Raw genomic sequence first — 15304 nt, 5'->3', positions numbered from 1 at the left:
ACAGCCCTAAACTTCCTTTACACCACAAAGCTAATGACATAAAATAGTAGTATATCCGTGATATCTGGCGATGGATTGCTCAAACAGTTCCACGATATTTAGTGGACGGAGTGATAAAAAACTGATTATACAAGGAGCGAGGGGTTCTTATGGATCAGGTACTTACAAATGAACAGATTGACATTTTAGGAGAAATTGCCAACATAAGTATGGGTAATTCTGCAACGACACTCAGTATGATGGTAAATAAGAAGGTTGATATTACAACGCCTAATGTGTCGGTAATCAAGAGGAGTGAATCACTGGATGACTATGAGAAAACCTGTATTTTTGTGCAGATACATTATGTAAAAGGACTTACAGGGAATAACGTTCTGATTCTTAAAGAAAATGACGTTAAGGTTATGACAGATCTTATGATGGGTGGCGACGGAACCAATACGAATTGCGAGATTTCGGATCTCCATTTATCTGCTGTTTCCGAAGCTATGAACCAGATGATGGGTGCAGCTGCCACATCTCTTTCGATGATGCTTGGAATACCTACAGATATCAGTACACCCGTTGTAAACAGGATCGATGTCGATAGCGTTAAGATTTTTGAGAAGAGTTTTGAAACGGGATATGATAATTTCGTAAAAATTGCTTTTAAAATGACTATTGCCGATCTCATAGATTCTATTATGGTGCAGCTCTATCCTGTTCAGTTTGCTCGCGAGATGTGCGATAAATTTATGGCAAAGGAATAATGATAAGCTCACATGAATAAAGCAGAAGTATTAGAAATCAGAAAACAATTCACACCCGACAGATGCACGATAGATCGCATTTGCGGGTGTTATGTTGATGGGGAGAAAAACAAAAAGCTTGTTTTTAAAAAGGCATTTGGAAGTATCCCCGAAGAAGAGATGTTCAAATATCTTGACATCTTTAAGCACACACTTTCAGGTGTTTTTGGAAAAAGTCTTATAAATCTGGAATTTCCCATCGATCAGGAACAAGAAGGCGGAACACAGGAATTTCTCCTTCGCCTTAGAGATTCTCATTTAGAGGATGATGCTCTTATTGATGAATTCTATGATAAGGTAATACCAAACTATTTTGCTGAAGAGAACTATTTAATAATCCTTGTTCATGCAATTTATGACATACCCGGAATGACACGTGACGGAATAGAGATGGAGGATGCATCAGAGAATATTTACGATTACATGCTCTGCAGTATTTGCCCCGTCAAGCTGTCAAAGGCAGGTCTTGGCTATAATGAAAAAACTAATGAAATAGAAGACAGATATCGCGACTGGGTTGTTGACGGACCCGCCAAAGGATTCCTGTTCCCTGCATTTATAGAGAGAAATGCCGATATTCATAATATGCTATATTTCACCAAGAAACAGGAAGATCTTCAGCCTGAATTCATAGAAGCACTTTTTGGCGGAAGAGCACCCATGTCAGCCCCCGATCAGAAAAATCTTTTCCAGGCACTTGTGGAGAATACTATCGGTGAGGAAGCAGACTATGATGTTATGAGGAATATTCATGAAAATCTGAACACCATGCTTGAGGATCACGAAGAGGATGAGGTTCACTTTGAACTTTCAAAAGAAGATGTAAAGCATCTGCTTAGTGACAGTGGTGTTCCGGAAGATAGAATGGATTATTTTGATCATAACTATCAGGAGATAGTGGGAGAAGTTGATCAGCCCCTTCTTGTCACAAACATAGCAAATACCAGAAAATTTGATATTGAGGCACCGAATGTGGTCATAAAGGTTAAACCCGACAGAGCAGATCTTGTGGAATCAAGGATCATAGACGGTCGTCAGTGCCTCGTTATAGAAGTGGATGACCATATAGAAGTAAACGGAGTAAATGTTCGTACATTTATTAAATAAGAACTTATACCGATAAACAGCTTTTGCTTTTATATCTAAAAAGACAGAAAAAAGCCGTATACGGCTTTAAAAGTTAACAAAATGTACATATAATGGAAAAACAGAACCGCTTCCCGGTTCTGTTTTTCCGTAAAAATATATTAAGGAAGGTGAATAAATGGTAAAGAAAATACTTGGGGAGTTGCATGAATTTAAACTTCCAAGCGTACTTACACCTGTTTGTATGGTCGGTGAGGTTATTGCAGAAATGATAATCCCGATTCTTATGGGCCGATTAGTCGATCTTGGAATAAACGGAGCTGATATGAATTACATAATCAGAACAGGCATGCTGATGATAGTGGTGGCCCTGTTTGGACTTGCTGCCGGTGTCGGAGGTGCTGTATACGGCTCAAGGGCTTCGACAGGTCTTGCAAGGAATCTTAGAAAGAAGATGTTTGATAATATACAGACATTTTCCTTTGCAAACATTGATAAGTTTTCATCTTCTGGACTTGTAACAAGACTGACAACTGATGTTACAAATATCCAGAACTCTTATCAGATGATCCTGAGAATGGCAATGAGAGCACCTGCTTCAATGATAATTGCGATGATAATGTCATTTGTGATCAGTCCGAAACTGGCAAGCATATATCTTATTGCGGTAATCTGCCTTGGAATAATAATCATAATTATTATGAACAATGCTACAAAGTATTTCCGCGAAGTTTTTGAGAAGTATGACAAGCTAAATGAGAGTGTTCAGGAAAATGTATCAGCAATAAGAGTTGTAAAAGCCTATGTTCGTGAGGAGTATGAGAACCACAAATTTAAAACAGCTGCTTTGAACATATATGAAATGTTCGTCAGAGCTGAGAAGGTCGTGACACTTAACGGACCTATCATGACAGGTACGGTTTATACCTGCATCCTTCTTATCAGCTGGATCGGTGCTCACATGATCGTGGCAGGAGAGCTTTCCACAGGTGCAATGATGAGTCTTCTCACATACTGCATGAATATCCTGATGAGTCTTATGATGCTTTCCATGATATTTGTTATGATCACAATGTCACAGGCAAGCGCAAAGCGTATCGTTGAAGTTATGGATGAAAAGACAAGCATCGGCAATCCCGTGAATCCTGTAATGGATGTTAAGGATGGAAGCATTTCTTTTGAGCATGTTATTTTTTCATATAATACAGACAGTGAAGAGCCTGTGCTTAAGGACATCAACCTTGAGATTAAATCAGGAGAGACTGTCGGAATTATCGGAGGAACCGGTTCAGCAAAGTCATCACTTGTTAATCTTATAAGCAGACTTTACGATGTAAACGAAGGCAGCGTTAAGGTAGGCGGAGTTGATGTTAGACAGTATGATCTGGATGCTCTTAGAAATCAGGTTTCAGTAGTACTTCAGAAGAATGTTCTTTTCAGTGGAACAATTTATGAAAACCTCAGATGGGGCGATAAGAATGCAACCGATGAGGAAGTAAGAAGGGCGTGTACACTTGCCTGCGCAGATGAATTCATTGAAAAAATGCCTGATGGCTACGATACATATATAGAGCAGGGCGGAACAAACGTATCCGGCGGACAAAGGCAGAGACTTTGTATCGCAAGAGCACTTCTTAAAAAGCCCAGAATTCTTATACTTGATGACTCTACAAGCGCTGTTGACACAGCTACCGATGCAAAGATCAGAAAAGCTTTTGCTGAAGAGATACCAAATACCACAAAGATTATTATTGCACAGAGAATATCGAGTGTTCAGGACTGTGACCGCATTATCGTAATGGACGATGGACGTGTTGACGGCTTTGATACACATGAAAATCTCATTAAGACCAATACGATTTACAGAGAGGTTTACGAATCTCAGGTAGGCAGCAGTGGTGATGCAGACTTTGATGAACTTAAGTAATTACTGAGGTTTTATAATAAGCAAAAAGTAGAAGAATTAATTCGATTAACAATATTTAGTCAGATATAAACATGAGTTTATAGATGTGGAGGATATTATAAATGGCAGAAGAAAAGGTTAAAGAGGTACGAGGCCCCGGAAACCGACATATGAGAGGCGGCCCAAAACCAAAGATAAAAAATCCCGGAAAACTTTTTACAAGACTAATGTCGTATGTTTTGAAAAACTACGCAATACATCTTTTTATCGTAGTGATCAGTATAATTCTTGCGGTTGTGGCAAGCGTTCAGGGAACATTGTTTACAAAGACGCTGATTGACAGTTACATCACACCTCTTATGGGGCAGGCAAATCCTGACTATGGTCCGTTGGCAAAAGCAATCGGTAATGTGATCATATTTTATGCAATAGGCGTTGTTGCTTCCTTTGTCCAGGCAAGACTTATGATCTATGTTGGTCAGGGAACACTCAGAAATCTCAGAATAGAGCTTTTTGAGCACATGGAGTCACTTCCGATAAAATACTTTGATACACATGCACATGGCGATATCATGTCAATCTACACAAACGATATTGATACCTTGAGACAGATGATCAGCATGAGCTTGCCACAGCTGTTAAACAGTGCCATCACTATCGTAAGCGTATTTGTATCCATGCTGGTGCTCAGTATACCGCTTACGATCGTGACTATAGCAATGGTAGGAGTTACACTTCTTGTTACTGCAAAGGCTACCAAGGCATCAGGTAAGAACTTCGTTGATCAGCAGAGAAACATCGGAACGCTGAACGGTTACATTGAGGAAATAATGACAGGACAGAAGGTAGTAAAAGTGTTCTGCCATGAAGATGAAGCTATTGCAAAATTCAATGAACTGAATGAGGAGCTTTATCAGAGTGCTTACAAGGCTAATGCAATTTCAAATACCCTGGCACCTATTAACGCACAGATCGGTAACCTCAGCTATGTTATCTGCGCTATCGTAGGTGGTGCCATAGCGCTTAACCAGTACTTTGGTTTTACGGTCGGCGGACTTGCAAGCTTCCTTACCTTTAACAAGAGCTTTTCAATGCCAATAAACCAGGTTTCCATGCAGTTTAACAGTATTATCATGGCGCTTGCGGGAGCTGAGAGAATTTTTGCTCTTCTCGATGAAAAGCCGGAGACTGATGACGGTTACGTTATGCTTGTAAATGCAAAAGAAGAGAACGGAGAGATTGTAGAATCCAAGGAGTTCACAGGTCACTGGGCATGGAAGCATTATCATAAGGCAGAGGGAACAACCACATATCAGCCTATGGAGGGTGATGTTACCTTTAATGATGTTGACTTTGGATATACGGATGAAAAGATTGTTCTTCACAATATTCTTCTTCATGCAAAACCGGGTCAGAAGATTGCACTTGTAGGATCAACAGGTGCAGGAAAGACAACTATCACAAACCTGATCAACCGATTCTATGATATTCAGGACGGTAAGATCAGATATGATAACATCAATGTAAACAAGATTAAAAAGGCTGACCTTAGAAGATCCCTCGGTATGGTGCTGCAGGACACTCATCTGTTTACAGGAACTGTTGCCGAGAATATCCGATATGGTAAGCTTGATGCAACAGATGAAGAGGTTAAGGCAGCAGCTAAGCTTGCAAATGCGCACAGCTTTATAAAGCGTCTACCTGAAGGCTATAACACCATGCTCACAGGAGACGGTGCAAACCTGTCACAGGGACAGCGTCAGCTCCTTGCAATTGCCCGAGCAGCAATAGCAAATCCGCCGGTTCTTATTCTTGATGAGGCTACAAGCTCGATTGATACCAGAACAGAGAAGATTGTTCAGGATGGTATGGACAAGCTGATGCATGGACGTACGACCTTTGTTATTGCTCACCGTCTTTCAACTGTTAAGAATTCGGATTGTATAGTAGTTTTAGAGCAGGGCAGAATAGTAGAGATGGGAACTCACGAAGAACTTCTTGAACTTAAACAGCGTTATTATCAGTTATATACAGGCAATAAGCCTGAGATGGTTTCGGCATAATGCTAAATCCAAATTTATAAATATTGATCATAAAACGAATCATGGCCACAAAGCTATGGTTCGTTTTTTTGCCCTAAGTGTGGAATTATGAAAAAATATTTTACAATTTTGTTAAAAACATGTAAAATTATTTCTTTGAGGGGAAAAGTTTTAAGAAAAGGGGAAATCATTATGAATCATTATTGTCACAGGTTGTTACTGTATGTAACAGCTATCTTTAGTCTGTGCATCTTTTTGTCTCCGCTTAGAGCAAAAGCATATGACAACACAATGTTTGTAGTTAATGCTACAGACACCACTCTTACCATTGACTGGAGTCAGGCAGCAAAGGATGAAAAGGACGAAACTATTGCAAATGGAGCCACATCCTTTAGCTACGAGTATTTCAAACTCAGCTATGGTGAAAATCCATGCGATATGAACTATGTAAGAAACGATGCACCGAAAACCGATATTCCGACATCACAGACACAGTACACAATCAAAAATCTTAAGCCGGGTACGGATTATTTTATTTCCGTGAGCTGGAAGAGTAAGTATTCAGGTCCCAATTACGGGGGAAATGGTTGGCACAATTTCCAGTTAAACAATGCCTACACAACAAAGACTGAGGATAAGACCGCAAAGCTTCTCGGAACAACAGGAACTACTGCTTCTGTGGATTTCAGGGAACTGCTTAGAGAGGTTGAAATCAATAGTCTTGCTGAGGGAAAATCTCCCAGCTCTTTTGATGTAACTGTAGGCTATGCCGATCAGGGAAGCGGTAAAGACGCTGCGATGAAAAAGGCAAAAGAAATTGCAGGAAAAAAATACTACAGACTTACAACAAATCAGGGAAGCTATACAATGAGAGGCTTAACGCCCGGACATTCCTATACATTTGTTGCTGCAGTCAGATTTAGCTACAGTGAAAAGAATGGTCAAAGCTATAAGTATAAAAACGATTTCAGATATTTTACCTTATCTGATATAAAAACAAAGAGTACGGATGATTCTCAAATTTATCCGAATGTACCGGCAAAAACCACTCTTGATAAGCGTAAGGATCCCGTTGTCGGAAACAAATATCTGTCAAATATTACCAGCTTCGGTGATTCGGTTGCTTTTGTAACCAAATCCGGAAAAGACTCGATCACAGTAGATTGGTCAGACCAGAAGGATGCATCTATGGTTATAAGAGCGGGACAGGGTGAATCTAAGATATGTCTGGTATGCGTGGAAGAAGCGCAGTATGATCCCTATAAGGACAGGGAGGATAACGGTCCAAACAAAAACTTTGGTCCAAATGCCAGAGAGGCAGTTAAAAGGATAGATTCAAAGAACAAGATAACCGTAGATCCCTCTCAGAAAAGCTATACCTTTACAGGTCTTAAGCCTGCTACACGTTACCTGGTTATGATGAAGTGTAGCTATAAGAAGACAAATTCAAGATGCGACCTGATATATCCTTTCAAGACCGGCATCATGACAGAAGGTGGGTTAACTGACAGTCAGGTACGTACTCAGGTTGAAAAGAATTTAGTAAAAGCATACATGTATGACGGAACAGTTACGAGAGATGGTAGTGAAGCATACCTTGACTGGTCAGGAGCTCTTGCAGGCTTCTATGGTCAGACTGCCTTTAACAACCATTATGCTCAGCTTACTCAGTCAGGTACCTATGGTCAGGGAGCAAAAATAGGTTATGCAGAACTTCCGAAAAACTACTCTGCAAACGATGTAAAGGCAAGCTATACAAAGGCTCTTGCTATGGCAGGAAACAGTGATTACACAGCACTCGTAGTAAATTATCCTTATACCAATACCAGAATATATGGTCTTAAGGCTGATTCTAAGTATGTATTTGCTATTAAATTTGATTCAATATGGTACAACTACGGAAACAGCAGTACCTACAAAGACGTTATTTATATAGACGAGACTGGTACCAATTTCCAGAAAGCTATAGCAACAAAGACAACATATGACGGACATAGTGTGAGCGGCAGTACAGGAAATAACTCCGGAAAATCAGGTGGATCTGGCAGCAATGGTAATAATTCAGGATATAACTATTCCGGAAACAATAATTCAGATAAAAACAGTCAGAAGGAACAGTCAAATGAAGGAGCAGGTAATAAGCAGGGTAGCACTAATAACGGCTCCGCAGCTCCTGCAATAGGTACACCCGGTAATACGACAGGGGACCCTGGCAAAGCTGATAAAAACTGGAAACTTGCCAATAAGAAAAAGAGCAATAAAGCCTGGATTTATTACGATAAGAACAAACTGTCTGCAAGAGCATTAAAGAAAAAGGCTCAGACAGTAACCTTCAGAATCGAAAACTCTAAGGGTAAGATAAAAGTGAAGGATCTTTCCGCAGACAATGGCAACACTTCAATTAAGATTAAGGGAAGAAATGTGACTGTTAAGTTTAAGAAGGGTGCACCGAAGGGAACCTACAAATTTAGCGTAACAGTAGGAGCTAAGGGCAAGATCAAAAAAACAACAGACACGATTAAAATAAAAGTAAAATAAAACAAAACTCCGGTCATCAGGAATTTCCAGATGACCGGAGTTACTTTATATACGCAAAGCATTTACTTTTTTAATAATTCTTTTGCAAAGTCCTGATAGTCAAGACAGGTGTTACACTTTGGTGCATATTCGATAAGGAGCTTTCTGGCTTCCTGAGCCTCCTTGGTCTTAACACATTCACGGATAACAGTTTTGAAAAGTTTTGTATCCATCTGCTTTGCAATCTGTTCTATATTTTCCCTGGTTTCACGCTCCAAATTGGATCTTCCGGAATATCTGACGAGAAGAAGACCTGCTATGGAGAGCTCTCTGTTCTGCCTGCGCTTTACGGACATTATGGTATCGTAGAGCTGCTGAATACCCTGCATTGCGTAAGAATCTGCAGTAACCGGGATGATTACCTTATCTGCAGCGATTAGGCAGTTATATAAAATAATGTTAAGTGACGGAGCAGTGTCTATCACAACATATTCATATCCTTCAAGATTATCAAGAGCATCCTTAAGTCTGTAGAATCCCTCGAGATCACCGTCAAGCATCTTCTCGGCTTTAACAAGGAGAGGGTCGGATGCGACAATATCTCCGTTTTCGGTATGCTGAATTGCTTCGGAAATCGGAAGCTTATCTGAATCGATAATAACATCGTAAAGTGTTGCTACATCTTCTATTTTTGCATCGTATGTGCTGCTGCTGTTTCCCTGAGGATCAGCATCGATCAGAAGTGTTTTTTTCTTTTTCCCCAGAATTCCGGCAAGATTGGTTGCCGTTGTACTTTTTCCAATACCGCCTTTTTGGTTGGCGACTACAAAAATTGTTGCCATTTATCCTCCTCCATAACTATATTAGAAATCAATACTGCCGTTGATCTCATCGTTAACAACATAGAAAACCTTGTGATCTTCAGGCTTAACATACACATCAACCTTGGAAATATCTGATTCGCTGATATTCTTTGAAAGGACATCAGCTCTTATCTGCTCCAAAATATCATCCATTCTGTGATCGGTGTTATTGTACTGAACAACAATGTTTTTCTGTGCTGTTGAAAAGCCTCCTGTAGCCTTAACAGCCCTCTCAACGCTACTTTTTCTTGCCATTTTAATTCCCCCTTTAGGATTATACTATTCATTATATAGATGTATTGTTTAAAAATATACTATATATTGTACCAAATTGTACGGGGGATTACTATTTTTTTATTTGTTCATAAAGAATCCTTGTTTGCGGAAGAAGTGTTAATAAGTGTGTTAATAGCAGATATAAATATAGTGGGATTGTCATTTGAGAAGAATACTCTGTCAGCCCCCGCACCACGAGCTTCAATAAAAGAGGTCTCATCAGATGCAACGGCGATGACGGGTATATGATTAAAGCCTGCACGATCCTTGATATAGTGTACGACCTGTTCGCCTGAGATTCTTTCAATATCAAGGTCAACAATTACCAGACGGATAATGTCATGGTACTGGCTAAGATATGTTAATGCAGTATCACCGCTATGTGTCATTATGATGGAATAATACTCACTTTGCATTTTTACAAAATAGGGAGCTCTTTGACTTGCTTCGGGACATGCAAGAAGAATGAGAGGCTTGTCATAGGTTTCTGTTTGTGGAACTACCCATGCGCTCACGCAGTTTTTTCCCATTAGCTTTGATTGATACAATGCATCGTCGGCCATTCTGAATACTTCACTCATGGGATGATCGCCGGTGTCAATAATGGCACCAATACTTAAAGAAAAGGTGGTGCCTGTTCCGAGATTAAGATCAGTGAGCATCATCTGCAAACTTCTGCATCGCATTTCTACTAAGTCGAGTCTTGCAAGTCCGGGCATGAAAACTATAAATTCATCACCGCCAAAACGACCGATAAAATCTGAATTGCGAAAGCTTTTTCTAAGTAGATCACCTATGTTTGAAAGGAGCTGATCCCCGATATTGTGTCCGAAATTATCATTAACCTGTTTGAAATTATCTACATCAATAATACACATACCGCAGGGTTCACCCGGGCGTCTTCTTTCAAAATAGGTGCTGATTGAGGACAAAAGAGCACCTTTGTTCATAAGATAAGTAAGTTTATCAATTGTACTTATTTTTGTCAGTTCCTCAAATGCAAGCCCCTCCTGAGAGCGCACTTCCAGAATGATATGAGCGCCAAGCATTGATAAAACGTAAGAAGCAAGTGCCAAGTAAATGCCTCTTTCGAAAATCTCCGGCGATTTATAAAAATACGAGCATATACAAAAAATTGTGACCAGTACAAATTCAAAAATGCCATATCTGTACATTCTTGCGATGTATACCGTCGGGAAAACAACAAGATACAGCGGAAACCACATGGCTGGCCAGCCGGGTTCTGATGTCATATCTCTGAAGATAAAGAGAATGAACAGAATGAAATAAAACGTAAGACACAAAACATTAGTCATGACTGAAGGCATGATTTTCTTTTTTTTTGTATAAAGATTGATCAGGAAGAAAACTCCAAGCAGAGGCAAAAGTAAATAATGCGCGAGGCTTATTTTAAAGCCGGGCACAAGAAGCTTTGCCACAACAATCATGACAATAAGGACCATTGAAATATACATACAGGATTTACGGAGCATATACCTGTTGTTTTCTTCGATGGCAGGTTTGCATTTTTGAAAATATTCGATAATCATTTTATTTTCTTTTCTCAGACTTCGAATATCAAAATTTGCTTTATTTGGCATATTTATTCCTCTAAGCCGTGTTTATTACTTCATAAGATTTCTGAGTGTTTGTATTTTTGCGTGCAAGAAGTAATAAATTATTTAAGTACGGGAAGTGATTCATCAATGAAAATATTTTCATCGTGTGTTACAACCTTCCACTCTGTTATTACAAAAGAAAGAGCATCGCTGCCTTCGTTTCCCGAAGGCTTTATTTTTACGTCAAGCGTCTGAATATCACTGAGGGGAATGCTTTTTCCAAGTTCCGAATCAGGTACTTTTTCAAAATCATTTTCAAAAAAGACGGGATCGTTTGCCGCAATAAATCCGTTTGCCTCATGGCATGCGCCATAATAGGCAAGGGACCTTTCGCTCATTTTTTTACTGAGGATATAATCAGCCCTTGAATTTACAAGGGTTAGTGCTGCGAAGGATATAAGACTGAGCACCAGAAATATCAACAGTATGGATGCAGCTCCTATATGGGTGCTGTAGACCGGTTTACGTTTCATATCTGGGATCCTCCATGGTTCCTATATAAAAATCAACAAATCTGTCCGAGATGATACGAGGATCATTCTTCGGTGGCAACTGATCGATTATTTCTCCGTTTTCCATCTTGAGTATTGTGATCTCACCAAGCAGGGCATTGCCCTTCATGCGACTTTTGTCCGCAGCAGTATCCGCGTAAACTTCCGAAGCGGGAAGCTCTGAGATACAGAGAAGAAGCTCGTATTTTGCATCATCAAGGGCACCTTCCTCGGTTGGGAAAGTGATGATTTCGAAATCCTCATCAAAAAACATAACCAGTGTTCCGACCTCGGGATTGTCTTCATAAGATACCAGTATTATTGAGTCATCATGGAAAAAATCGGATATCTCATGAAGGCTTCCGTAGTACCCGTAAAAGACTTCGGAAATATTCTGGGTCCAAAGAACAGAGTTGTTCATTTCAATTGATGCTTCGGAAAGGGTGTGAGCACGCACAAAAAGCTGGACGCAGATTGCCCCCGAAATTGAAAAGAACATGATCGCTATGATGAGCTCCATCAGGAAGAGACTCGTTTTGTTATGCATTGCTCTGTCCATGGATTAGTTTTGTCTCCTCAATAAATGTATGTTGATTCCTGACATAGTAAAGTTGGTTGCCTGTATCGTTACCTAACGCGGAACGAATTCCGATCGCTTTGCTGCTATAAAAACAAGGTCCTGCTCATCCGGCAGAGTGATGGTTATCTGTAGTAAATTCTTGCCTTTCGTAGAAATCTCCATATCCTGGATATCCATGATCTTCTGTCCGGATTCCGGAGGGAGATTTCCGGCATCAGCTCTTGCAAAAAGCTCCATCAGTGCACCTTCATATTCATAGAGATATGTGACATAGGCTACATCGCCTTCTATGGTATCAATTCTAAGTGCACCTGATTTATTAAAAATGTCTGTGCTGATATTTCCCTGCTTATCACATTGTCTTAATTTTTCTGTTATGTATGCATATGCTGTTCTTCTGTCATAATTCCCGGAGAGTGTGTCAACGCCTCTCCTGTAGATGCTTGAGCCGAGCGCAATAAGCATAAGCGCTCCCATTGCGAACAGAAAAAGGAGTGCTATGACAAAAAGCATATCCACAGTATGTCTTCCTTTGTAATCTCTTTTCATGGACTAAGTCTCGCTCTCTTTTTGCCAATGTAAAGAATGGTTAAATCCGGGTATATATTTGATGCAATAGGTCTGTAGTCAACAAAAAACATATTTTTGTCATAAATAAGACCATAATGCTCCTCCAAGTACTCCAGACTGGGAGGATATATTCCCTCTATGGAATAGCACTGTACAATGTCACGCTCAATTGCCGTATGGAGACTGCTTTCCTGTTTTTCTATAGTACTTTCACCTATCTGTGACACTCCTGTGTAAAAAATCACGAGAATAAAAACAATCACAGCGGTAGGTATGATAAAACCAAGCAGCCCTAATATGAAATTGTCTTTTTTCTTCAAAGATATTTCTTCCATATAGTTATCCTATTGATGACATTATTCCCATTAAAGGAAGTATTACTGACAACAGTATCAGCCCTACAATAAGTGAGAGTATGATAACAAGTGTCGGCTCAAGAATGGATATGAAGTTATACATTTTTCTCTGAGTTTCATCTGCGTATTTTCTGGCTATTTGCTGCATTACGGTATCCATCGAGCCTGATTGAAAACCTATAGCAACCATTCTGGAATAGAACCTGTTAAATATTCCGGATTCAAGGAGTGCTTCCGGAAAACTGTCCCCGGAAGCTATTAGTGAGCGGCAGGTATCAATTTTGGCCGCCATTTCATTATATTCAACAAGTTTGCTCACAAGACGCAGACCTTCGTAGGTGTCCATACCGCTGGACAGAGTCAGGACCATTCCGTTGGCGAATCTGGCAGTTGATATTTCATTGTAGATTTTTTTTATGGGCGGAATGTGCATTCCGATTGAACGGAAAGCTGTTCGGCCATTTTTTGTTTTTACAAAGAAAACGCATGCGCCGGCAAACAAAACCATCAGGAAAACAAAGAAGATGGAATAATTGTTAAGTGCATTTCCTATGGACATAAGCGATCTTGAAAAAGTGTTCATGCTTGTACCAAGCTGCGCAAATACCTGGCTGAAAATGGGGAGCACCTGAGTTATGAGCACCAGGATGACCACGATCATCATTCCGATCATGATGAGAGGATAGGAGATTGCACTGCTGATATTATTACGTATCGTATCCTCCTGCTCGTAGTAATCGGCAAGGGATTCCATTACCAAATCAAGATTTCCGGATTCTTCACCGATTGTGACCATATGTATTACGTAGCCCGGGAAAACTCCGGTCATTTGAAGAGCAATATGGAATTTTTCTCCTGAACTCAGAATCTGTGAAATGGTTCTGAGCGTTGAATCATCGCCTTCAAAAGTAAAATCCTGAAGCATGATCTCAATACCTTCAAGCGGTGCTATTCCTGCCTTAATAAGCAGAGCCATCTGTCTGCAAAAAACGGAAATCTCATAATCGGATAAAAGCTTTGCTGGCTTTTGCTTCATTTTCCCTTCTCCTTTGGTCAGTAAATGTATTTGGTCTGATAATTTTTGCCATCTCCGATAAAGCTGGCAAGCTTTTCGTTATCTGTGGTTGAGGCAAAGGTGGGATCCATCAGTGACCATTCTTTTCCGTCAAAGTGAATCATACCGTTGACCCATCCTATATCGGTTATATAGGTACTGATCCATGCGTGGTAGGCTGTGCCTGCATATCCGACCTCCATTCTGGTCGGGATTTTTTGTGAACGCAGCATTGCTGTCATGAGTACGGCGTAATCCAGGCATATTCCCTTACCTGTGGTCAGCACCTCATCTACATCCGGAATGTATCCGCTTTGTACGGTCTCTGCCTCCTCATAGTCGTAGGTGAGGCTGCTTATGAGTGCGTTGTAGATATTGGAAACAACCTCCAGATCGTCATTTGCTGTATAAGCCAGATATTCACTGTAGGCTATTGCCTGATTACCTTCATTGAAATCAACATATTGATTTGGATAAAGGAAGGGTAAAAATTTATCGTTTAGTGTAACATCGATTTTTTCTGAAAAAGCTGTTACATACTGAGTTGCGGCCAGGTTTTCGTACACACATACAAGATAAGTTCCGTCGCCTGCCTGAAGTGGGAAAACCTCATCCTTACCGCCGCCTGTTGCCAGGTTGTATGTGTAAACAATTTCATCCGGTCCTGTAATTCGAAGCTTTACCTTGCCGGAATCGCCAATGTAACGGATTACGAGATAACCGTCCGAAGCGTTTGTGGCATCCACTATGGCAAGATCGTTTTTGTGAATATCTTTTCCTCCGGCAAAAGGTCTAAGGCACATCGGAGTGTTATCGCGAAGTCCTTTTGGCAAAACCGTGGTATCGTAATTTTCTCTGTTGGCCATTGCTTTTGCTGCAAGCTCACGGTCAGGGTCAATGACAGGACCGCTTGGGAGCATGAAGAGAAGTATTGGCGTGGAAATAACAATCACCAGCATTGCAAGGATTAAGAGTATGTTTACCGTATAATAATCAGGTACTGTTTTTTCCGGTTTGTCATCCTTCTTGTTTTCGGTATCCTCTGTAAGAAAATCCGAATTCCTTCCTGTTCGTTTAAGGACTTCAAGAAGTACTCCTGTAGCATTGTCTTCACTTATATGAAATTGATTCTTCTTGTTATTAATGTATTCCATAT

General features: G+C 40.2%; 14 protein-coding genes. 5 read left to right on the top strand and 9 right to left on the bottom strand.

Features of this window, described 5'->3' with window-relative positions; genetic code table 11:
- Positions 1-149: 149 nt before the first annotated feature.
- From fliY to BV60_RS0112290, 5 genes are all read left to right on the top strand, one after another.
- Positions 150-749: a flagellar motor switch phosphatase FliY gene (gene fliY / locus BV60_RS23185; RefSeq protein ID WP_029322192.1), complete on the top strand. Its 600-nt coding sequence runs from the start codon at positions 150-152 to the stop codon at positions 747-749.
- Positions 750-761: 12 nt separating this feature from the next.
- Positions 762-1895: a DUF4317 domain-containing protein gene (locus tag BV60_RS23180; protein WP_029322190.1), complete on the top strand. Its 1134-nt coding sequence runs from the start codon at positions 762-764 to the stop codon at positions 1893-1895.
- A gap of 157 nt (positions 1896-2052) precedes the next feature.
- The gene (locus BV60_RS0112300; protein WP_029322188.1) at positions 2053-3801 is read left to right on the top strand and encodes an ABC transporter ATP-binding protein; all 1749 of its coding nucleotides are present in this window, start codon (positions 2053-2055) and stop codon (positions 3799-3801) included.
- 101 nt (positions 3802-3902) lie between these two features.
- Positions 3903-5843 (top strand): ABC transporter ATP-binding protein, encoded by a 1941-nt coding sequence (locus tag BV60_RS0112295; protein WP_029322186.1) that lies wholly within the window; start codon positions 3903-3905, stop codon positions 5841-5843.
- A gap of 171 nt (positions 5844-6014) precedes the next feature.
- Complete coding sequence (locus BV60_RS0112290) at positions 6015-8360, top strand: fibronectin type III domain-containing protein (RefSeq protein ID WP_029322185.1); 2346 nt, start codon at positions 6015-6017, stop codon at positions 8358-8360.
- A 62-nt stretch (positions 8361-8422) separates the two neighbouring features.
- Here BV60_RS0112290 and BV60_RS0112285 read toward each other — a convergent pair whose 3' ends face one another.
- The 9 genes from BV60_RS0112285 to BV60_RS0112245 all read right to left on the bottom strand — a co-directional run bounded on the left by BV60_RS0112285 (position 8423) and on the right by BV60_RS0112245 (position 15302).
- Positions 8423-9181: a ParA family protein gene (locus BV60_RS0112285; protein ID WP_029322184.1), complete on the bottom strand. Its 759-nt coding sequence runs from the start codon at positions 9179-9181 to the stop codon at positions 8423-8425.
- 21 nt (positions 9182-9202) lie between these two features.
- On the bottom strand, positions 9203-9457 hold the full coding sequence (locus BV60_RS0112280) for a DUF6465 family protein (protein WP_029322182.1): 255 nt from the start codon (positions 9455-9457) through the stop codon (positions 9203-9205).
- A gap of 107 nt (positions 9458-9564) precedes the next feature.
- The gene (locus BV60_RS22045; protein ID WP_029322181.1) at positions 9565-11079 is read right to left on the bottom strand and encodes a diguanylate cyclase; all 1515 of its coding nucleotides are present in this window, start codon (positions 11077-11079) and stop codon (positions 9565-9567) included.
- 77 nt (positions 11080-11156) lie between these two features.
- Complete coding sequence (locus tag BV60_RS22040; protein WP_051656698.1) at positions 11157-11570, bottom strand: hypothetical protein; 414 nt, start codon at positions 11568-11570, stop codon at positions 11157-11159.
- Positions 11560-12147, bottom strand: coding sequence for a hypothetical protein (locus BV60_RS0112265; RefSeq protein ID WP_029322177.1), 588 nt, complete (start codon positions 12145-12147; stop codon positions 11560-11562). Before BV60_RS0112265 ends, BV60_RS22040 begins: the two co-directional genes overlap by 11 nt.
- 72 nt (positions 12148-12219) lie before the next feature.
- Positions 12220-12717 (bottom strand): DUF4860 domain-containing protein, encoded by a 498-nt coding sequence (locus BV60_RS0112260; RefSeq protein ID WP_029322175.1) that lies wholly within the window; start codon positions 12715-12717, stop codon positions 12220-12222.
- Positions 12714-13073, bottom strand: coding sequence for a hypothetical protein (locus tag BV60_RS0112255; RefSeq protein ID WP_029322172.1), 360 nt, complete (start codon positions 13071-13073; stop codon positions 12714-12716). Before BV60_RS0112255 ends, BV60_RS0112260 begins: the two co-directional genes overlap by 4 nt.
- A gap of 4 nt (positions 13074-13077) precedes the next feature.
- A complete protein-coding gene (locus tag BV60_RS0112250) occupies positions 13078-14130 on the bottom strand; it encodes a type II secretion system F family protein (RefSeq protein WP_029322170.1) in 1053 nt (350 codons plus the stop codon).
- A 17-nt stretch (positions 14131-14147) separates the two neighbouring features.
- Positions 14148-15302 (bottom strand): transglutaminase-like domain-containing protein, encoded by a 1155-nt coding sequence (locus BV60_RS0112245; RefSeq protein WP_051656697.1) that lies wholly within the window; start codon positions 15300-15302, stop codon positions 14148-14150.
- Positions 15303-15304 lie beyond the last annotated feature (2 nt).

The organism is Butyrivibrio sp. AE3004 (assembly GCF_000703165.1).
In the GTDB taxonomy this organism is placed as follows: Bacteria; Bacillota; Clostridia; order Lachnospirales; family Lachnospiraceae; genus Butyrivibrio.
Note: the sequence above shows the minus strand (reverse complement) of the source record. Positions and strands in the feature narration are given on the sequence as shown.